The organism is Candidatus Hydrogenedens sp. (assembly GCA_035361075.1).
In the GTDB taxonomy this organism is placed as follows: domain Bacteria; phylum Hydrogenedentota; class Hydrogenedentia; order Hydrogenedentales; family Hydrogenedentaceae; genus Hydrogenedens.
In genome coordinates, this window is sequence record DAOSBX010000005.1 from 89316 (window position 1) to 111524 (window position 22209).

General features: G+C 36.0%; 19 protein-coding genes and 1 tRNA gene. 9 read left to right on the forward strand and 11 right to left on the reverse strand.

The window, feature by feature from the left end:
• Window positions 1-12: 12 nt before the first annotated feature.
• Window positions 13-759: a DUF1080 domain-containing protein gene (locus PLJ10_02775; protein ID HOK08565.1), complete on the reverse strand. Its 747-nt coding sequence runs from the start codon at window positions 757-759 to the stop codon at window positions 13-15.
• 136 nt (window positions 760-895) lie between these two features.
• On the opposite strand from PLJ10_02775, the gene PLJ10_02780 reads away from it, so the two are divergent.
• From PLJ10_02780 to PLJ10_02795, 4 genes are all read left to right on the forward strand, one after another.
• Window positions 896-1624 carry a sugar phosphate nucleotidyltransferase gene (locus PLJ10_02780; GenBank protein HOK08566.1) on the forward strand — a complete coding sequence of 243 codons (729 nt, stop codon included), beginning with the start codon at window positions 896-898 and terminating at the stop codon, window positions 1622-1624.
• A 26-nt stretch (window positions 1625-1650) separates the two neighbouring features.
• Complete coding sequence (locus tag PLJ10_02785) at window positions 1651-1902, forward strand: C2H2-type zinc finger protein (protein HOK08567.1); 252 nt, start codon at window positions 1651-1653, stop codon at window positions 1900-1902.
• 100 nt (window positions 1903-2002) lie between these two features.
• Window positions 2003-2086: transfer RNA gene (locus PLJ10_02790), tRNA-Leu, on the forward strand.
• A 189-nt stretch (window positions 2087-2275) separates the two neighbouring features.
• A complete protein-coding gene (locus tag PLJ10_02795) occupies window positions 2276-2884 on the forward strand; it encodes a nitroreductase family protein (GenBank protein HOK08568.1) in 609 nt (202 codons plus the stop codon).
• On the opposite strand, the gene PLJ10_02800 is transcribed toward PLJ10_02795, so the two are convergent.
• From PLJ10_02800 to melA, 6 genes are all read right to left on the reverse strand, one after another.
• Window positions 2885-4447 (reverse strand): alginate export family protein, encoded by a 1563-nt coding sequence (locus PLJ10_02800; GenBank protein ID HOK08569.1) that lies wholly within the window; start codon window positions 4445-4447, stop codon window positions 2885-2887.
• Between the two features lie 211 nt (window positions 4448-4658).
• Complete coding sequence (locus PLJ10_02805) at window positions 4659-5093, reverse strand: hypothetical protein (GenBank protein HOK08570.1); 435 nt, start codon at window positions 5091-5093, stop codon at window positions 4659-4661.
• Window positions 5090-6247, reverse strand: a complete 1158-nt coding sequence (locus PLJ10_02810; protein HOK08571.1) for a VCBS repeat-containing protein — start codon at window positions 6245-6247, stop codon at window positions 5090-5092. The genes PLJ10_02805 and PLJ10_02810 overlap by 4 nt, the downstream gene beginning before the upstream one ends.
• A gap of 17 nt (window positions 6248-6264) precedes the next feature.
• Entirely contained in the window at window positions 6265-8382 is a 2118-nt protein-coding gene (locus PLJ10_02815; GenBank protein ID HOK08572.1) for a hypothetical protein, read from the reverse strand.
• 23 nt (window positions 8383-8405) lie between these two features.
• Window positions 8406-9713 carry a Gfo/Idh/MocA family oxidoreductase gene (locus PLJ10_02820; GenBank protein ID HOK08573.1) on the reverse strand — a complete coding sequence of 436 codons (1308 nt, stop codon included), beginning with the start codon at window positions 9711-9713 and terminating at the stop codon, window positions 8406-8408.
• 30 nt (window positions 9714-9743) lie between these two features.
• Window positions 9744-11177 (reverse strand): alpha-galactosidase, encoded by a 1434-nt coding sequence (melA, locus tag PLJ10_02825; GenBank protein ID HOK08574.1) that lies wholly within the window; start codon window positions 11175-11177, stop codon window positions 9744-9746.
• Window positions 11178-11345: 168 nt separating this feature from the next.
• On the opposite strand from melA, the gene PLJ10_02830 reads away from it, so the two are divergent.
• A complete protein-coding gene (locus PLJ10_02830) occupies window positions 11346-12614 on the forward strand; it encodes a PAS domain-containing protein (GenBank protein HOK08575.1) in 1269 nt (422 codons plus the stop codon).
• 147 nt (window positions 12615-12761) lie between these two features.
• Here the strand turns inward: PLJ10_02830 and dnaE are convergent, their stop codons facing one another.
• Window positions 12762-16310: a DNA polymerase III subunit alpha gene (gene dnaE / locus PLJ10_02835; GenBank protein ID HOK08576.1), complete on the reverse strand. Its 3549-nt coding sequence runs from the start codon at window positions 16308-16310 to the stop codon at window positions 12762-12764.
• A gap of 11 nt (window positions 16311-16321) precedes the next feature.
• Entirely contained in the window at window positions 16322-16807 is a 486-nt protein-coding gene (locus PLJ10_02840) for a CinA family protein (protein HOK08577.1), read from the reverse strand.
• Window positions 16808-16935: 128 nt separating this feature from the next.
• On the opposite strand from PLJ10_02840, the gene PLJ10_02845 reads away from it, so the two are divergent.
• The 3 genes from PLJ10_02845 (at window position 16936) to purD (ending at window position 19901) form a co-directional block, all read left to right on the forward strand.
• The gene (locus PLJ10_02845) at window positions 16936-17808 is read left to right on the forward strand and encodes a uracil-DNA glycosylase (protein HOK08578.1); all 873 of its coding nucleotides are present in this window, start codon (window positions 16936-16938) and stop codon (window positions 17806-17808) included.
• A 101-nt stretch (window positions 17809-17909) separates the two neighbouring features.
• Window positions 17910-18551 carry an IMP cyclohydrolase gene (locus tag PLJ10_02850; protein HOK08579.1) on the forward strand — a complete coding sequence of 214 codons (642 nt, stop codon included), beginning with the start codon at window positions 17910-17912 and terminating at the stop codon, window positions 18549-18551.
• Between the two features lie 60 nt (window positions 18552-18611).
• The gene (gene purD, locus PLJ10_02855) at window positions 18612-19901 is read left to right on the forward strand and encodes a phosphoribosylamine--glycine ligase (GenBank protein ID HOK08580.1); all 1290 of its coding nucleotides are present in this window, start codon (window positions 18612-18614) and stop codon (window positions 19899-19901) included.
• Between the two features lie 56 nt (window positions 19902-19957).
• Here purD and PLJ10_02860 read toward each other — a convergent pair whose 3' ends face one another.
• Entirely contained in the window at window positions 19958-21316 is a 1359-nt protein-coding gene (locus PLJ10_02860) for a sigma-54 dependent transcriptional regulator (protein HOK08581.1), read from the reverse strand.
• A 96-nt stretch (window positions 21317-21412) separates the two neighbouring features.
• Entirely contained in the window at window positions 21413-21715 is a 303-nt protein-coding gene (locus PLJ10_02865; GenBank protein HOK08582.1) for a hypothetical protein, read from the reverse strand.
• A gap of 137 nt (window positions 21716-21852) precedes the next feature.
• Here PLJ10_02865 and PLJ10_02870 point away from each other — a divergent pair, with 137 nt between their 5' ends.
• Complete coding sequence (locus tag PLJ10_02870) at window positions 21853-22161, forward strand: ATP-dependent Clp protease adaptor ClpS (protein HOK08583.1); 309 nt, start codon at window positions 21853-21855, stop codon at window positions 22159-22161.
• Window positions 22162-22209: the final 48 nt, after the last annotated feature.

Sequence of the window (22209 nt, forward strand, 5' to 3'; positions counted from 1 at the left end):
TGGCTTTCCAACTTAATTGCTATTGATGTTCTTAATATAGGCGTTTCGATACCACACCTCTCCACCATGGTCTTGCAATAATAAATAACCTTTTTGTGGAAGCTGAGCAAGTGGTGTATCGAATTTTCCGATAGGCATGGTCATTAATGAAATGTCCACATCTAAGACTTTCCATCCGTTCATAGAAACAATAAGATTACTACCCCGACATGTTATATCATAGGAATTCCATTCACCAGGCTGAAAATTCATATTAAACATTGGGGTTGCAACGTCATATAATGAACCACATGAATTCTTGTTTGGTGGCTGACCATAATCTTCGAATACCTGAATCTCAAACCCTTTTTGAACGGGATCTTTTAAGTCAGAACGGAAAAACACACCACTATTGGCTTGTGGTGTTAATTTAAACTCAATATGGAATTCGAAATCTGTTACTTCATTATCAAGATAGGCGATATAACCTCCACCTTTTGAGCCAAAGATATGGAGAATGTCATCAGATGAAAATTCAAATCCATATTTTTTATCTTTATTTGTTACATTTTGCCATTTAGTCTGATTTTCTTTAGAAAATAGGTTTATCCACCCATCTCCTTGAGGAATAGGTGTACATTTACCTATGGGTAATCGCTTCTGGATTATATCGGTACCCTTTGTTGAACATGAAAAAAATGGTATCAGTGTCACAATGATAAAAGGAGTTAAGATATGTTGTATAATTTTCGCTGAACAAATCGATTTTGTATTTATCATAGTCATTCTCCTTTATAAAAATAAATTTTGATATTGAGAGATAATACCATTAATCAATTCCAAAACAAAAGATTGTATAATGATAAAACAACCCTATTTCAATTGAAAAAATAGCAAAAGGAAAGGAAAAATTAAGATGAAAGGAGTTGTATTAGCAGGCGGTTTAGGAACACGACTATTACCTTTAACGCGTGTTACAAATAAACATTTGCTCCCAGTTTACGATAAGCCTATGATTTTTTATCCTATTCAAACTTTGGTAGATGCGGGAATTAAGGATATTATGATTGTCACAGGAGGAAACAATGCAGGAGATTTCCTACGTCTTTTAGGTAACGGAGAAGACTTCGGGCTAAATCAACTTCATTACACCTACCAAAAGATAGAAGGGGGTATTGCCCATGCACTTGCATTAGCGGAGCCTTTTGTTGGAAAAGATAAAATGGTCGTCATATTAGGTGATAATTTTATACAAGGAAGTATTAAAAAAGCAGTAAATGATTTTGAAAAACAACCTGCAGGGGCAAAAATCTTTTTAAAGGAAGTATCTAATCCCCAAGAATTTGGGGTTGCTGTAATAGAACATGGAAAGGTCAAGGAGGTTATTGAAAAGCCTAAAGAACCACCTACAAATTACGCAGTTGTCGGAATTTATATGTATGACTCTGATGTATTTGATATTTGTCGTACCCTAAAACCAAGTGCAAGGGGCGAATTAGAGATTACAGATGTCAACAATGAATATATCCTTCGGGGCACTATGACATATGAATTTTTGGAAGGTTGGTGGGCGGATTGCGGAAGTTTCGAAGCCTTACTTCGTTCAAATATATTAGTTGCAAGAGAAAAAGGTATTAATATATAACAGGGAGAGACATAGAAGGAGGTTTTATGACAGTATACATCTGTAAATATTGTGGGAAAAAAGCCACAAGTGTTCAATCATTAGCGTCCTCTTTTTGTACAAGACATCCTAACGGTCCAGGCAAAGGCAGACATGCTGTTTATGAGGGAGATGAAAAAACAGAATATGTTTGTAAGTTTTGTGGTCGTAAATTTTCATCCATCCAATCGATGTCAGCTAATTTCTGTCTGCGACATCCAAATGGCTCTGGCAAGGGAAGACATGAGCCTATGTTATAAAACGAAATGTATGTTTTAGGAGAGTATATTTCTACTGATTTTAAATTTTTGAGACATTTGTTATAAAATTTAAACCTATACAAACAATTAATAAATATTCGCCCGGGTGGCGGAAATGGCAGACGCGCCAGACTAAGGATCTGGTCCCAGAAATGGGGTAGGAGTTCAATTCTCCTCCCGGGCACTATATAGTTTCTCTTCTATTTATATACCCAAAAAACACCCACATTATCCCTCCCTTTTAAATATTTTGTTATTATTGGGGAATAAAGTTCGATATAATTATATTTCTAAATCATACATTTTCATAAATAAGATTATGATTATTGGGTAGAAAAAAATTAGCACAACATGTTCATGAAAGGAGCGAAATATGGATGTTTTTGAAGCAATTGAATTAAGAAGAGCAGTCAAACAATTTGACCCAAATCACAAAATAACAGAAGAAGAAATACAAAAGTTAATGTCTCTTGTGTTACTTTCGCCAACTTCATTTAACATTCAGAATTGGCGTTTTGTGCTTGTTAGGGATCCAGAATTACGGAAAAAAATTTATCAAGTGGCATGGAATCAGCCACAAGTTATTAATGCCTCATTATTAGTTGTTTTATGTGCTGATATAAAAGCATGGGAAAAACAACCCGAACGTTACTGGCGAAATGCTCCAGAAGATATTAAAAATTTTGTCGTGCCCGCTATTGACCAGTATTATCGTGGAAGGGAACAAGTACAGAGGGATGAAGCCATGCGTTCATGTGGTATTGCTGTACAAACCTTAATGTTGGCAGCCAAGGCAATGGGCTACGATACATGCCCAATGGTTGGTTTTGACTTTGATGCAGTTGCCAAGTTAATTAATCTCCCACAAGACCACGTAGTTGCTATGATGGTCGCAGTGGGTAAGGCTACAAAACCTGCCTGGCCTCGTGCAGGGCAACTTCCGTATGAAGAAGTTGTTATAATTGATAAGTTTAGTGATTAATCAAAACTCTATTGTTGATGCGATATAGAAAAAGTCAGAATCATTGTCGTTCATAGTCGATATAAATGAAGTTCCATAATTATCGAGGAAAGCACCTTTAACAATTCCGTCGCCAACAAAGAAATGAGACCATCCTGTTTCAAAATTTAGGTCTTCATTATAAGCGTAGGAGAGAGTTAATAATGTTTGCCAGCCTAAGTCCTTCGGATTTTCTTGAGTAAAAAATGACAGATAGCCTAAGGGATAAAATTCATAACTACCCAGTGAGAACGAGTAAGGACTATCAAAGGAAGAAATTGTTTGTAGGTAACTCAGTTCAAAACTTACTTCGACTTTCTCGGTCGGATTTACAGAAACACCAGAATATACCTGCCAGAAATTTGTCATGCCAGATATATCTATAAAATTCTCTTCTCTATATGCTGAAAACAACCGATTAAAGGAAGGACTTGCGGAACTAGCATCTAAATTTAAGAACCAATCCATAAACGAAACATCACGATTATCATCAGCATCATAATAGCACCCACCCAGATAAACTCTTGGGGACCATTTTATTTTTGATAGTGTATAACCTACTTCGAAGTGCCCCGCAGGTAAAGACCAGGAAATATCATCGTCACCATAGATTCCTCCAATCGGAACAAATAAATTCCCAAAAGCAGAACCCTCACCCCATTGATATGCTGTTTCCATTTCATAGTCCCAATCTTCATGACTGCCATAAAACCGTAAGCCAATAGTGTGAATATATGTCGTATCAGAGTTATCTCGTCCAAGAACCCCCTCTATTGCTTCTAAGATAAAGTCATCTCTTGTAACTTCACTATTTGTATTATCTCTCAACAAGAAGTAATAAAAATCAATATTTGTTCCTTCCCAAATATTTTTCCATGTAAAATAAGTTGACCAAAAATCAATATCATCATGATTAAATGAACTCATGCTTTCAAAAAGTTTTCCATAAAATACATCCAGCATCCAAGATTCTTTTTCATATTGTAGACGGATAGCATCAAAACTTAACCCTGTAAAGACATTAGGTCCAGGGTCTGAACCCACAAGCCAACCAGAACCCAGGTCAATTGCTTGTCTGCCTACTGTAAATGTTAAATCATTAATTCCAAAATCCTTAGCTTGTATGTAGGCTTGAAACAGCTCTATATCATCAGATGAATCCGCTCTATTATCTTTACCTGTTAGATATTGTTGGGACCGAAAGTCTTCCCCCCATGTATCAATAGAGTCTACTTCAAAAAACACAGATATATTATCGGTCATTGTTGCCTTTGTATGTAATCGTGTTCTCTGTTCAACATAAGAAGTACCAGTAGAGCCTTCACCTGATCGATATGCTGAATAGGTACCCTCAGGTCCAATACTCCTACCAAATAAAGCACATGAAGGAATTCGCACTTGGTCCGAAGGTTCAATCCATTGGCGGTAATATAATCCATAAATTTCTATTTTACCACCAATTTCAACAGATGTAAGTTCAGCATTAACAATAGAAGTAAATGGAATAGTAAAAATAAGGCATAGAAGAGTTGTTCTGTTACACATATATATATTCCTTCTTGGGTAGTTTTATTAATATATAACATGTATCTGAAGTTTAATATCAATATTCATGCCAAAATATATAATTTATTCATTAAATTATTGTAAATTGGTAAAATCTCTTTATCTATTCATTTTTTGTTCAAATTATTTTCACAAGAATACTTCCATAAAGTATCATTCACTATTTAAAATGACATTTTTGTCTATTTTTTTAAGTATCAGACCCCTTTCCCCTGAATAGCAGATATAAATAAACTATTTCACAAAGTATTGTGATAATAGGAAAAGATAAAACTGGATACAGATTAATTCCAAAGTATCCTGCTGACCAGTGATGAAATACCCAATCCCAGTTCGGTGACCATCGCCCTTCATTTCCAATCCAAACCTGAATGAATTCTTCCAGCATACTTAATCCAGGAACCCACCAAATCCATGGGAGGCATACAATAATCAGTATAATACCGATAGCAACATTTCCTAAACCAGCCTTTACTGCCCCTGGTGCTTGAGGTGTCGTCCATGCAGATTCAAGCAAGCCCAGACAAATAGCAACTATAAATGCTAAAGTAAACTTTAAATATCTTGATTGCCCCCAACTTTTCAATTCCCAGTTTCCACACAATCTATACCATTTATTGGTCATTTAAGATTTGACTTTATAGGACCGAAATTCTTGAATAAAAATAGACCTTCTTTACCTGGAGCAATAATATCTTTCCAACTATTTTTATCTATATCATCTACCCAAAAATAAATACCAACACCACTTGCTTGACCTGCAGGTCCATAGTCTAAAGTATACCTAACAAAGTCACCTTTATTTATTTTGAAGTAGTACACCCCTAATGGGTCTTTTGAGCCAGGGTCATGAAATGCATGTGCACGATAACGTTTCCCTGTAATTAATTCTAATTCACCATCATTGTCTATATCATGGAGTTGTATATCATGGTATTGAGAGCGATTTTCATCAATAACATGTTTTTCCCATGACCTTTTCCCATCATCTAATATTTTTTGTTCATACCAGAATAAACCGTAATCATGAGCAGAACCAACAATAATATCGTTCTTACCATTTTTATTTACATCAAAAACCAGAATAGGCACACTGGCAGAACCCAAATTCCACTCTGGAAACCACTGCCAATTCTCAGTATCAAATGGATTTATTGGTGATTTAAGCCAACCACCAGAAAATAGGAAATCAATTGCTCCATCTCCATCAACATCGCCACAACCGAAACCATGTCCCCCCGCTCCATCAGTTTTAACCTCATATTTATCAAATGAACCAGTTGGTTTCCCATCTTCTCCCATTTTCAACTTAAAGATAAAAACAGGTTTCGTTACAGGTATTACTTCAGGTATACCATCTTTATCTAAATCATAGAACACAGCCCGTTCAATATTTCCAACTTCTGCAATATTGTGAGTATTCCATAACCCGTCGTTACCTTTTGGATTTTCACGCCAACGTAAGGTTTTACCCCACCATCCGCCTGTAATAACATCTAAATATCCATCTCCATTTACATCCATAGGGAAGTTAGAAAAATCATCATAATAATCGTCCATTGGTTGAAGAACGCATACTCGGTGCGACTTTTTATAATCGGGTCCTTCATACCAGTATTCGCCTGAAAATATATCTATAATTCCATCATTGTTAACATCAAAAGATGATGCAGATTCATAAATGCCCTGTCCTATCCGCTCTCTTTGAAACAGAAGATAATTTTCTGTTTCCGCTCCTGATATTATTTGTGAAACACAAAAAATAATTATTGGTAACATTATAAGTTCCTTTTTAGTTAAAATGTTTTTACGTTGAATGGCAATGGTTTTCCTGAAAGGTCAGTTAAACGAAGACAAAAGTTCCAGCCTCCTTTAATTTGGGTGATTTGGAGCAAGATTTTGTTTACTCCGTTATTAAAATGCACCTGTATTTTATCATCGTCTACCTTCATTCCCCTGTCTACATGTTTCTTAGCCACTTCTTGTTGATTAACCCATAAGCGGAAGCCATCATCCGAACCGATATTAACAAAAGCGTCTGTTTCTTCAGGTAATTCTATTTCTGTATAGGCAAAAGCGGAAAGGTACGAGCATTCAGAAGCGTTTTGTTCACACAGTGAAATCAGACCTATATAGCCCCAACCTTCTGCTTTTACATTTTTCTTCCATGAATACTTTTGTTGTTGGAACTCCAATGGTGAGTTTAAATCTACTACTGCTTGGGGAAAACCATAACTTTCTCGAAATGGATTGTCAATACTCCAGGGAAATGGACCTATTAAGTTCCAATTTTCAACAAAACCTACCAAAGAAGAGAAGAGAGACAAATTTTTTGAGTTCGATAAAGTAGAAATAATAACGTCGATAGAACTCACATTTGCCAATTGCTCTATAAGAATATTTTTTATTTTTTCTTTTTGTTCTTTATCTTCTTCAGGGATAGCACACCAAAGCTCAAACAGAAGTGGAAATGGTAATTTTTTAGGGTCTTCTTTCTCTAATTCTGGCAATAATACATTTATTGCCTCTAACGTAGGAAATTTTTTTATCCCCTCCAATACTATTTCTTGTTCCTCTGGTGGGCATAACTTAAAGAGATATAAATAAGCCTTTCCTATGAATTGTTTTTCATTTTCTTCTACTTGTTTATATGTTGAGACTGTTCGCCATAAACACTCTCCAAGTTTTTGTTTTTCCGAATCATCGAGAGATGGCATTATAAGAGGGACATAATCTACGTATTTTAATGAAGGCTCTTCATAGAATGCATTCAAAAATACTCGTTTTACATCTGTATGAGGTTTGTTTAATAAGTCTATTACAAGTTTTTTTGCTTCTTCATTATTGTCATATTGCACTAATAAAGGAATAAGTAATACCTGCTGCTCTGTCGAAATTTTCGAACATAATTGTAATATTTGTTTTTCTACCTCTTTAGGATAAAGCAAGGTTATAGCATGGAAAACTGAACGATAAAGATGTCTTTTATCGGTATCAGATAAAATATCAATGAGGGTAGGAAGAACCGAAGCATCCCCGAAACGTCCTAACCCTGTAATTGCAGATTGTAGAATTGCTGAGTCTTTACAAAATTGAAGGGTACTCCGATACATTTCCATCGCATAATCCCAATTTCCGCCTTTAAGTACAACATTTTCAGCTAAACGAATATAAGCATCCCACAATTCTTTATATACAGGTTCGATAGTATTCACCGATGTGCATATCTCTAATAATCTTGGGGCATATATTGGTACACCTGTGTTTGAAAGAACCATAGCCGATGCTGATTTTATGCTTAGATTATTATCATTTAAGAGTGAATAAATTTTATCTGTGCATGGCACTTCACCCATTTGATATAAACCAAGAAGGATAGAGATTTTCCCTTCGGTATCAATTTGGTCTAATGTGTCACAAAGAAGTTGGGCAGAATTCCTTGTCCCATTTTCAACGAATGCCACACGAACTTTTTCCCTCCATTGTGGGTCTAAAAGATATTCTCTTAATACACTAAGGTCTGTTTGCTCATCTATCATAAGTATTAATGTTTTTAATATTACGTCACGAGCAGAATCACTTAAAGATGTATCCTCAAAATAATTGATTAATTTATTGTAAAATATCTGTTTATTTTCCATCTCTGTCTTTATTAAGCGGTTTGTAATATCAAACAAGATATTTCGTGCTGTTCCAGAAATATCCGGGTTTGTCGATTGCAAACAAGGAATAATTTTAGGTAAAACATCCATAGGTGGTTTTAGAGGTAGCAATTGCCTTGCTATTGCGTGGTCTGATGGGTTTTCAGAATTAAGTTTCCCAATGAGAAGTTCAAGTGACATACTCCTGTCGAAATCAGATGGAGCGGTCAACATTGATACCATAAAAAAAATAGTTAGTATAGTTGTTATCATGTTCTATTCCTTTTTCTGTCTTATTACAAATGCCAAGGTGCACGATATGTTCGAGTAAGATAACAATTTGCCTCTCTATCGTTTACAAATTGTTCATTTGCGGAGTCCCATAACAATTTTCTACTGGTTCGCAATGCAATACCTGCAAGTAAAACAGCCGATGTTGAACGAAATCCTTGTTCTATATCTGCGGAAGGCTTTTTTCGTGTTCGAACGCAATCAAAAAAGTTATTATGGTGGTCTGTATTAGCCCAACTGCGTTCTGGTTCCCCTACAAATTCAGGTGCTTGCGACCCATCTGCATATCTAATAATAAAAGAACCCCTATCTACAAATAAAGAACCTTTTGTCCCGTGGAACGCTATGCCGTACCCTTTATTTGCATGAAAATTTGCGTGTCTTTGTTCCCATGTTACAAAACATCCAGGGTATTCCATCAACGCTTCTATCGTTTCATAATTATCAGCCCCTGGACCCTCACGATAACTTCCGCCGACAGCCTGAATAGACAAAGGAGCGTCTTGTTGTATTCCCCAATGAACCACATCAATCAAATGAATTCCCCAATTTGTTAGCTGTCCACCACGGGCATAATCAAAAAATCCCATAAAACCGCCAAATCGCTCCCGAGAAAAAGGTACATAGGGTGCGGGACCAAGCCACAAATCCCAGTCTAACCCTTTAGGTATGGGTTCAATCTTCTCACCTGGTTTCCATTCGTTAACACCGACCCAGGCCCGAGCAGATGTAATTGTCCCTAAATGTCCCGAGTGGATAATGTGCATTGCCCTTTGAAATACAGGCATAGACCTCTGTTGTGTTCCTACCTGAACAACACGACCGTATCTTCGGGCAGTGTCAACCATAGCACGACCTTCCTGAATCGTAACGCAAACAGGCTTTTCTACATAGACGTCTTTTCCAGCTTTGCAAAACATAATTGTTAAAAGGGCATGCCAATGGTCAGGAGTTGCAACAAAGACAGCATCGATGTCTGAGCGGTCAAGCAAATAACGAAAATCTTGAAAACCTTCTGGTCGCTTTTTACTAAGTTTTTCAACTGTATCCATCGCCTGATAGTATCGACTTTTTGCAACATCACATACTGCTACAATCTGGCAATTAGGATTAACAGCCAGAGCCTCTATATGTCTTGAACCCATCCCACCGTTGCCAATAACTGCCAGACGAATTACATCTGAGAGACTAATTCCCTCTGCAAAAGCATGAGCGAACCATGATGAACTGTTGAGCAATATCAAGCCTGAACTAATCTTTTTTATAAACCTTCGTCGGTTTATTTTGTTATCTTCTTTTTTATTTTTTGACATAACCTAAAACCTTATATATTATATATTGACTTATGTAGTTTTGCTTGCTTTTTCTGCTAATTCACCAAAACGATGAACAACTGCTAATGCTGGGTCTAACGGCACTTTAGCTCGCTGAACATCTTTTGGAACCGAAATAATCGGTGTCGGTCTTAATGATTTTCCTGCAAATTGAGGTAGCCATGTTTGTTCGGCTTCCAACATTTCCGCTACCATATCGCGTATCTCTTTTAAGGACAGACATGCAGAGGTAAGCGGGTCTAATGCACATGCTGAAACAACCAATTCTGGGTCTCCCTGGATACTTGCCTCTACTGCTAACCCCTGAACATTTACATTGGTAAGATTTAACCCAGCACATTGAGATGGCAATGCCCCTATATGTGTTGGATGTAATCCTATTTTATCTGCAAACACTGGAATTTCAACACAACAGCCGTCTGGAAGATTTGTAATATAATGGTCGTTTCGAACATTCCCTTGAAATTTAAATGTTTTGCCTGTTTCTAATGCTTCAAGGATATAAGAGCAATATTCAACACTTCTTCCTTTAATTTTTGTCGGTTCATTCGCCAGCAAGTCCTCATTCTCTAATTTTTCTGCAATTAGCTTGCACCATTTATAATAAGCACCTGATTCTCCACCAAAAGATGGTTCGTCACAATACATTTTTAGTGTCCTCTCATGACTACGAAACCATGGAATATATTCGGAAAGATGTCCTGTGCTTTCAGTCATAAAATATCCAAAATGCCTCATAACCTCAATACGCACTTTTTCGTTTACATAATATTCAGGTTGCTCACAACGGAGTTTGAATAAGGGATATAAATCTTTTCCTTTGTGCTCAATTCTTAAGAACCAAGCCATATGATTTATCCCAGCAACTAAGTAGTCAATCTCATCCTTTGGAACTTCTACATAACCGGAAATTAAATCTAATGTTGTTTGAACACCATGACATAGCCCCACAAACTTAAGTCCAGGGACTTTCCCTAATGCCCAACATACCATTGCCATGGGATTAACATAATTCAACAAATATGCGTTTGGACAAAGTTCCTGCATATCATTTGCTAATTCTAACATGACAGGAATAGTACGAAGTGCCCTAAATATTCCTCCCGGTCCCATGGTATCCCCAATACATTGGTCAACCCCATGCTTTAATGGTATCTCATAATCATACTTAAAAGCATTTACCCCTCCAATTTGCAACATTGCAATTACGTAATCTGCTTGATTTAAGGCTTCACGTCTGTCTTGAGTAATATAATTTTTAATCTTTAAACCATTTTCCTTGCCTACACGGTCTGCAAAATTTTTCATTCGTTCTATTTTTTTGAGTGTAGGACTCATAAACCAGAACTCTGCATCTTGGAATGCAGGAATAGATACGAGGTCCATAAATAATGTCTTGCAAAACACGACACTTCCAGCACCTATCATCGCTATTTTTGCCATAATTATTCTCCTATAATTATTTTAATGTTACAATTTCAATACTTTACCCGATAGTTTAATATTATACTTCCTTGTATATCATAGTAAAATAAGAAGTAGGATTTTCCAAAAGTTAGGAAATTATAATAAGATAATGATAAATTTATTTAAAGTAAAGAGAGTTTATTTATGTTTCCATCAAACTTAAAGCGACTTTTCCTTTTTTGGACTAAAGACCCAGAACAAACACCTATCCAACTTGAAATACATACAAAGGTTATCAATTCAATCGAAAGTCTCGCTTTGTTTTTGAGGTATCTTACGTTAATTATTGTCGTTGTCGGATATATTATTGAGGCTTTTCATCAACAGTATTTACTTCCACTGTTCATTGTATTCATTGTTGCACATAATGTGTTTGTGCATTTCACGTTTTTCTTTGGAAAGTATCATCTTTTTACGACACCACTGAATTTTTTTCTTCACCTATCCTCTATTACATTGGCTGTCCTTGTTACAGAAAAAGAGTATAGTCCAATAGTAATGTTTTATCCCTTTTTTATATTTTCTTATCTTCTATATGTAGAAAAGAAACCCTATCCTCTTATAGTGACCTTAATTGTTATCATCTTCATGTGTTTTTCTATTATTGGGGCATGGCTATGGGAAGGAATATCCTATTCTTCTTATTATCTATTTTGGCGTAGTTTCACAATCTTTTTCTCGGCTCCTTTTGCTTACTTTTTTCTTTTTTATATAAACGAAACGCGGAAAGACCTTTTGCAAAAGGAACAAGAACTTCTTTACACGCAAGGGATTATCAAATCAATTATCGATAGCATTGGAACTCCTATTATTATTTTTGACGAACGTGAAATTATTGTTGATGCGAATGCCAATGCGTATGATTTTTTCCAACTTAAATCTGAAGGTATCATAGGTGAACGAATTCGTAGTTTCTTTTTTGATGATACTTTAATAGGAGAACATTTACTCTCTCTGAAATCAAGAGAAAATATGAATATCAATGCGATAGCACTTACCTCGACAGGAGAAGAAATACCTGTAGACTTTATCGTTCAGGCGTTTTATCAAAATCGTAGACGACATTTTCTTGGAATTCTTATTGATAAGCGTGAACAACAACGACTCCAAGAAATATCATTTGTTTTACGAAAACAAAAAGAAGAAATTGAAAATAAATTAAATCTACTAAAAGAAATTCAGGTAGGATTATCAAATCATATTGTGTCAAAAATTTATAACTATTTAACTATAATTAAAAACATTCTATATCTTGCTACAAAAGAACAACTTGGCTCGCTCTCTGAGCGACAGAAAAATGCCCTCGAAATTGCATATCGAGCAATTGATGAATTAGAAAGAGAAATAAACAAAGAAATGGAACTGGTAAGTAAAGGCTCGATGGAACAACCTTATTCATCAACTGAACAGTAAACAACTTAATTTGCTTTCCTTCTTTTTGATTGTTTTATGTAACTTCCGTATAAGAACATATTGTAATTGTAGTCGTTATATGTAAAGTAGAGTGATTTATATATTCAGACTACAAGGCAGTGAAACTACACAAACATCTAATCTAAATTAGAAAATTTTGATTTTACCATTAATGTGTAATGGTAGAGCATAGCCTGGACTAAACCAGGCATTTCCTTCACCGAATATGTTTTCAAGTTCCATTAATAGCTGAGGTGTAGGGGTAACATTATAGTCTGGATGAGCCTGAATAATTATTTCCACTTTCTTCGGTACAGTATCCACTAACTCAACTTTATCATCATCATTCTCGGAATCCGTAAGTTGGTTTATTATATCCTCAAAATGAAAAAATACATCACATTCTCCAGTATGATGAACAATAATATCAGAAAATTTATCGTAATCTTCTTTTAATTGGAACGAATTCACACGAATATGAAGAGCCTTTGCAAGTGTAAATAATTCTGTGGGTTTGACCGCTGTGCGAGCAATCAAACCAAGTTGTCCTTTGCGGAAATTTATTTTACTGAGAACAAAAATAACACTTCCTTTGGAGAGAATATCTTTTGATTCCTCATAAACATCTGAAAAAAAAGTAACTTCGTATTGTTTCCCAATGCCTTCCAAACTGACAAATGCCATTTTCCCTTTTTCATTTGTGTGATATTTTATAGAAGAAACAATTCCACCAACAATAACTTCGTCACCTTCCTTGCCCTCTTCAATCATATAATGTGGAGCTACCCATATAGAAAGTAAGTCCTTATACTGTTCTAATGGATGTCCAGTAAGGTATAAACCAACCACCTCTTTTTCATATGTTAACTTTTCTAACAACGCCCAATCATCTTTTTGGGTTTTATCCCGAGAGGTCGCTCTCGTTGTTACTCCTTCTGATTCATCAAATAAACTGATTTGTCCTAATTCACGGTCACGTATGGCTCGTTGCCCTTCCGCCAGAGATATATCAATCAAATCAAACATTTCTTTACGTTTCACACCAAAGCTATCAAATGCCCCTGCCTTTATTAAATTCTCTAAAACACGTTTATTAATTTGACGTGGATTTAACCGTTGACAAAAATCGAAAATATTCTTATATGGTCCATTGAGTTCTCGCTCTTCTACAATAGATTGACAAACACCGATTCCCACATTTTTTATGACGCCAAGACCAAACCGAATTGATTTGTCCTCAATAGTAAAGCCAACATCACTTTTATTAATATCAGGTGGAAATATTGAGATTCCCATACGTTTTGCTTCCTGAACATATAAAGAGATTTTGTCCAGATTATCGGTTTCACTTGTTAGCAAAGCACACATATACTCTTCAGGAAAATTTGCCTTTAAGTATGCTGTTTGATACGACAAAAGTGCATATGCCACAGAATGGGATTTATTGAATCCATAATTAGAAAATTCCTGAATATTTGAGTAAATTTGAGATGCCAGTTGCCCATCAATTCCATTTTTTTTACATCCATTGATGAATGGTTCTTCCATTTTCTTAACAATTTCTATTTTTTTCTTTGCCATTCCTGAACGTAACGTATCTGATTGGGGTAGGGAAAATCCTGCACATGTTTGAGCTATCTGCATGACTTGTTCTTGGTAAATTGGAATTCCATAGGTCTCTTTTACTATCGGTTCTAAGGATGGATGCCAATATTGAATTTTTTCAGGATTAAATTTGTTTTGGATGAATGTATCAATAAATTTCATGGGTCCTGGGCGATATAACGCAACCAGAGCAGAAATTTCCTCGAAAGTGCTTACCTTAAGTCGAATTGCAACGTCACGCATCCCAGAACTTTCTAATTGAAAAACCCCTAATGTCTTCCCTTCCCGTAATATCTTAAATGTCTTCTTGTCATCTAATGGAATGTTTCCCAGATTAATAGTTATGCCTTTATGTTTTTTAATTAATTTTAACGTGTTGTCAATAACTGTTAAGGTCTTTAGTCCAAGTATATCCATCTTTAATAAACCGAGATATTCAACACATTCTTTTTCCGCTTGTGTTGCAACAAATTCTGAATTTTGTTCCCTGAACAGGGCTACGAAATTAACGATTGGTTTGTCACAGATAACTATCCCCGCAGCATGAGTTCCACAATTCCTTATAATCCCCTCTAACTTAATAGCAAAGTTCCATAACTTTTTTACATTTGAGTCTGTTTCGACCAGTTGTTTCAAGTCAGGTTCTTTTTCCAATGCTTCGTTTAAAGTTATTTTCCCTGCGGGTATCATCTTAGCAATTTGGTCTACTTCATTGTATTCCATCCCAAGAACACGACCTACATCCCTAACGACGTTGCGGGCAAGTGAACGTTGAAATGTGGCTATTTGTGCTACATTCTCCGCTCCATATTTTGAAATCGCATAGCGGATAATTTCAGAACGTTGTGTATCTGCAAAATCAATATCAATATCGGGGTCGCTTACTCGTTCAGGATTTAAAAAACGTTCAAACAATAACTGATAACGTATCGGGTCTACGTCAGTTATACCTAATACATATGCTACAATACTCCCCGCCGCAGAACCTCTACCAGGCCCTACAGGAATGCTGTGTGTCTTTGCATAATGTACGATATCCCAGACAACAAGGAAATAATCTACAAAATTGAGTTTTTCTATAATCCTTAATTCATATTCTGCTCTTTCCTTGTAAATGTCAGGAACATTCCCTTCAAATTTCTTTTTTAAACCTTCATTGACTAATTTCCTTAAGTAGGTTTTTGGGTCTGAATGGTCTTCTGGAATATATTTTGGTATGAGCTTACGCTTTTTGATAATATCACCACTACACATCTCTGCAATTCGTAGTGTGTTTCTACATGCCTCCGGAAAATCTTTAAAAATTCGATACATTTCATCCGGACTGCGGAAGTAAAATTCATTGCTACCAAATTTCCAATGTTTCTCATTTAATAAGGTATCCTGCGACTGGATACACAACAGAATTTCATGGGCGTCTGCGTCGTCTGGATAAGTATAGTGCGAATCTTGAGTTGCGATGAGCGAAATCTTATATTTTTTTGATAATTCCACAATCTTCGGATTCACTTTATCTTCTTCAGGAAGCGAGTGATACATTATTTCCAGAAAAAATCGTTCCTTACCAAAAATATCAACAAGGGTACCAATTGTATTCTCTGCAATCTCAACTTTATCATATGATAATGCTTTCGGAATTCGCCCACTAATACATCCACTACCAGCAATAAGCCCTTCATGGTGATTTGCTAAAAGTTTCATATCAATTCGAGGTTTCTTATAATATCCTTCGAGATACCCTGCCGATATTAATTTACACAAATTATTGTAACCTGTTTCATTTTCACATAGTAGTAGTAGATGATAATAACTTCGGTCAAATTCCTTTTCATTTTTATTTGTTCTTTCCTTCGGTGCAACATAAACTTCAGCACCAAGAATCGGCTTTATTTGAGTCCCATTTTTCTCATTATAATTATTTACAGCACGGTAAAAAGGAACCGCACTAAACAAATTACCATGTTCTGTTAATGCTAAAGCTGGCATTTTATATTTATGACAGAGTTCAACCAAATCTTTAATCCGTGACATACCATCTAAGATACTGTATTCAGAATGGGTATGTAAGTGTACAAAATCTTTATTCACCATGGAATGAATCCTCATTTTTTCAAAAGTTTTAAAGTGTTAATAATCAGGTTTAGGGCATTATCCGCTGTTTGTTGTTTGATTTCCAATCGGCTACCAGAAAATCGGAATTCATAAACATGACACTGTCCTAACTCGTAAGACGCAATCCCTATATAAACCAATCCCACTGGTTTTGTCAAAGTGCCTCCACCAGGTCCTGCAATACCTGTAACACCAATTCCAAGCATACTTCCTAAATGTTTGCAAACTCCCAAAGCCATTTCTTTTGCAACAGGCTCACTTACTGCACCATATTCCACTAACAAATGCTCAGGAACACCTAATAATTTCTTTTTTAATTCATTACTATATGCTACAATACCCCCTAAAAAAACAGCAGAGGAGCCTGGTACATTTGTAAGACGGTGAGCAATAAGACCACCTGTGCAAGATTCGGCTGTTGCAAGGCTTATATTTCTTTCTGTAAGTTGATGTATTATTAATTCCTCAGTTGTCATTTGCTACCTTATTAGCTATTTTCCCAGCCTATAAAATTATTCAATTTGTTTACTTAAAAAACAAATTGTTATATATTATATACAAAAAAAATATATGAATTTTCTTTGATGACATAGGAAATATTGAAATGAATGTAAATGAAGAGTTGCAGAGCCTATTAGAAGACCTCATTGCCTTTATAAATCAGGAATATACCTCTAAAAAAACAGTAAATATTTCTCAAGAGTGTGCCCAGAGATGGGATGCTCTCGACCCTCATTCTTTTGCTAAACATATAAAACGTTACAGCCTTGCTTTTGCCGATAAAGGGAAATCGGAAATCAGTAATGAAAACAGTGACCACCAAAGTGAAACCGAACAACAAGAGTTAGAGCAGAGAGAAGAAGAAAATTCATTGGAACATATTCAGCATCAACTAAATTTACTAAAAGAAGAAGTAAAAAAATGTGTTAAATGTCCACTTCATACAGAACGAACTCAGACGGTTTTCGGTACAGGTAACCCACAAGCTAAATTGGTTTTTGTCGGAGAAGCCCCTGGGGCAGAAGAAGACCGACAAGGATTGCCATTTGTGGGGAGGGCAGGACAATTACTTACGGATATTATCGTCAAAGGTATGAAGATGAGACGCGAGGATGTATATATCTGTAATGTGCTGAAATGCCGACCACCTGAAAATCGAGATCCTAATCCTATGGAAGTGTTCCACTGCGAACCTTATTTGCTTGAACAATTGCGTCTTATAAAGCCTAAGGTTATTTGTGCTTTAGGTAGGATTGCTGCACAAACACTATTAAAAACCGATGCACCGACAAATGAGTTAAGGGGTAAATGGCATAATTATCATGGAATACCATTGAGGGTGACTTATCACCCTGCTTATTTATTACGTAACCCTAAGGATAAAGTTAAGACATGGGCAGATATACAGGAAATTATTAAACTCCTCAATGACGAAATCGTGATTGAACTTGATGAAGGACAAAAAGACCTCTTATAAATTGTACATGTTTTGGTTCCATTTTGAGAATTTTTCTATATCAATAATGTATATTAATATAATATATCAAATCAAAAAAAATAATAATTCAGGAGAATCTCATGGAAAGAATTAAAAGGGCAGTTATTAGTTGCTATGATAAAAGTGGTTTAGTTGAATTCGCACAATTTCTACATGAATATCATGTCGAAATTATCGCAACCGTCGGAACAAATGATTATCTTCGAGCCAATGGCATTCCTTCAATATATATCGGCGAATTTACAGGCATTCCTGAAATTCTCGGAGGAAGGTTAAAAACACTTCATCCAAAAATTCATGCGGGATTACTTGCTTTACGGGATAATAAATTACATATAGAACAAATGCAACAATATAATTTTCCACAAATCGACCTTGTAGTGGCAAACCCCAAACCAGTATCGCGAATCATTGAGCAGTCGGGTGGTTCCGTAGATGAATTATTTAATCAAATTGATATTGGCGGTATTACAATGATACGCTCAGCCGCTAAAAACTTTAGATATGTAACTGTAGTTGTTGACAGAATTTATTATCCTTTAGTGATGCATGAAATGCGAGCCCATGAAGGAGCAGTATCCTTTATTACAAGGTACCGTTTAGCTCAGGAGGCTTTCTTCTGTACCTCCCGTTATGATAAGAATATTGCTGAATTTTTAGACCATCATGCATCACCTCCATCGGAATCTGCCCCTTTATGTTCTCAAGAGGAACATCTTTAATTCCTCTATGTAAAAAATTAGTAAACCTATATAAACTTCATGGTTATAAGGAGGTTATTTATGAGAATATTAGTTCTCGGAAGTGGTGGCAGAGAACATGCCCTTTGTTGGAAAATTCAGCAAAGCCCAGAAGTGGAAAAAGTTTATGCTATCCCCGGTAATCCCGGAATTAAAAAAATGGAAAAGTCTTCTTGTGCTCCTCTAAATATAAAAGATTTTGGAGCAATTAAAGAATTTATTCAGAACGAAAAAATACAAATTGTTGTTGTCGGTCCTGAAGAACCCCTTGCTTTAGGTATAACCGATTTTTTATCTCAGTATGATATCCCTGTTTTCGGTCCGACAACACAGTCCGCACAATTGGAAGCCAGCAAATCCTTCGCTAAAAACATAATGAAAGAAGCGGGAATACCCACAGCCCATTATGCTATCTTCAAAGATTCGGACTCGGCAATTGAATATGTTAGAAAACATGGCACCCCTATCGTTATCAAGGCTGATGGATTAGCCGCAGGTAAAGGGGTAACAGTTGCTTTTGATGAAAATAACGCAATAAATGCAATTAATGACGCAATGCAGAAAAAAACGTTTGGTTCTGCTGGTGAAACAATTGTGATTGAGCAATACTTAACAGGGGAAGAAGCCAGTATTCTCGCTTTTTCAGATGGCAGACACATTATTCCATTAACCAGTAGTCAAGACCATAAACCTGTGTTCGACGATGATAAAGGTCCTAATACAGGTGGAATGGGTGCTTATTCACCAGCCCCTATTGTAACTAATCATGTTGAAAAACAAATATTTGAAAGGATACTACAACCCACAATAGAAACCATGTCCCAAAAAGGGATGCCCTTCAAGGGAATTCTATATGCAGGTTTAATGATTAACGAACAGGGACCCTATGTCGTGGAGTTTAATGTCCGTTTTGGTGACCCTGAGACGCAAGCAATTCTACCGCGAATGGAATCAGATATCGTGCCTTTCTTCTGGGCAACTATTGAAGGAACATTAGATAAACTTTCTATCAAATATAATCCCTATGCCTGTGTGACTGTTGCACTTACCAGCAAGGGATATCCAGGAACTTACGAAAAAGGAAAATTAATCACTGGAATTGACGAAGCGGAAAAGGACCCTAATGTGGTGGTTTTCCATGCAGGAACGGCTGAAGAAGATGGAAAATTTTATACAAATGGTGGACGGGTGCTTAATGTTACTGCTTGGGACAAAGATTTACCATCTGCTGTCAAAAAGGCCTATAATGCAGTGGATAAAATACACTTTGAGGGAATGCACTACCGTAAAGATATTGCCAAAAAAGGCATAATAAGATTACAACAAAGTTAATTCAACCAGTAAAAATATTTTGTTGTTACTATTGGCATTGACAAAGAGGTAGGCAATTATTCGAGTCCCAATTTTTTTATTTTATATTGAAGCGTTGTCCTTTTAATACCTAATTTTTTTGCAGTTTTGGTCTTATTCCAGTGAAATTCCTCAAGCGTTTTGAGAATGAGTTCTTTTTCAATTTGGTCTGTATATTGGTCTAAGGAAAACATGTCGATTCGTGTTTCCTTCTCTTCTACCCCTTGTTCTGGAATACCTTTTATGTCAGCATAACTTAGAATTTCGTAAGGTAATTCATTTATGGTTATTTGAGGTCCTGTAGCTAAGACAACGGCTCGTTCCATTACATTTTCTAATTCCCGAATGTTTCCAGGCCATGGATACCGCAAAAATATTTTAATAACTTCATCGTCAACCTCATATAATTCCTTGCCAAATTCCATGCTAAAACGATTTAGAAAATGGTCAACTAAATAGGGGATATCTTCAGGACGCTCTCTCAGTGGGGGTACATATATTGAAAAGACATTAAGACGATAATAGAAATCCTCCCGAAATTTTCCTTGAGTAATAGATTTACGTAAATCATGATTTGTTGCTGCTAAAATTCGCACATCTACTTTTATTGTTTCTGTCCCTCCAACCCTTTCAAATTCACCATCCTGTAAAACCCTCAACAGTTTCACCTGTACGCCTGGGTCTATATCACCTACTTCATCTAAAAACAACGTTCCTTTATGTGCCCGTTCAAATCGCCCTATATATCGTGATGTTGCTCCAGTAAATGCACCTTTCTCATGTCCAAACAACTCACTTTCTAAAAGTGTAGGTGCTAAAGCAGCACAATTTAAAGCAATGAAAGGCTCATCCCTACGTGGACTCGCTTCATGTAAAGCCCGTGCGACCAATTCCTTCCCTACACCACTGGGTCCTGTAATTAAAACAGAACTTCTGGTGGGTGCAATTCGTGCAATCATTTGTCGTAATTGACGTGTTTGTGAACTTTCACCTATGAGATGTTGGACAGAAGGATGTATCCATGTTCGCACTCGATTGCTACTCTTCATTTCTATTTGTTTGGCTAATTTTGTAACCTTATTTTTCAATACTGCCAATTGAAACGGTTTTGTAATATAATCATGGGCTCCCAATCGCATCGCTTCAACAGCTGTGTCTATTGTTCCATAGGCGGTTATGATAATAACCTCTATCTCAGGGGATATACTTTTTGCAAACCTTAATACATCCAACCCCGATTTGCCAGGCATGCTCAAATCTGAAAGGACTATATCGAAAGAGTGCTTACTCAGTAAATCTATCGCCGATTCTCCAGATGATGCAATAGTTACATGAAATCCCAAATCTTTAAAAGCCTGCGATAGCAGGTTTAACATGCTTTCTTTATCATCTACAATTAATAAGTGTGTCGTAATTCTATTCCTTTTCCTCTGCCAAATTTAAAAATTGTATAAATAACAAAAAATTTGACTTATGTATTCCAAACAATTTTATTATGGAGTTCCAAATAGTTGTTCAAAATCCTTCTTAGCTTTTTCCTTCTGCTGTTCCCATGAAGAGTCAAGATTTTCAACCCTATCCTTTATCTCAAAGAAATCACAAAAATTGGGTCCTTCTCTGTTTGCCACTTTATCTGTATTCGGTATTAAACAGTCGTTGGGTTTCCCGGGTAGGTACCAACGACAATTCATGCAACAATGAAGATAAGCATTACATTTGGTACACGTCTCTTTCACACCAGGCTGTTTTTTGGTAAAACTTTCCCACGGTGTTCCACAACGATAACAACTTTTCATAATCACACCTTTGTGTTAGTACTTTATATTACAATAATAACTTTTAGCATATATTGTCAACTCTGATAAATCAATAGATAAAAAATTAAAGTAGAAATTTAGTATAATATATTGTAGAGTTAAATGAGGGAACATATATGTCATCGACAGGGACACAATACGAGAGTCATGTAAAAGATAAGAATATAGTAAACCTCCCTAAGTTGTATCAAGTCCTACTTCATAACGACCATTACACGACGATGGAGTTTGTTGTGTTTATTCTTCAAAAGATTTTTAATAAACCTTATGAGGATGCCATGCGTATTATGTTAAAAGTTCACCGTGAAGGTATCGGTGTTGCAGGTATATATATTCGTTCTGTTGCCGAGGCAAAAGTAGAAACAGTCCATAAATTAGCACGACAAAATGGCTTTCCTTTGCGGTGTTCAATTAAGCCTGAATAAAATGAATATTTTTGTTATTTATAATGTTTATTATAGAGAATCAAACAT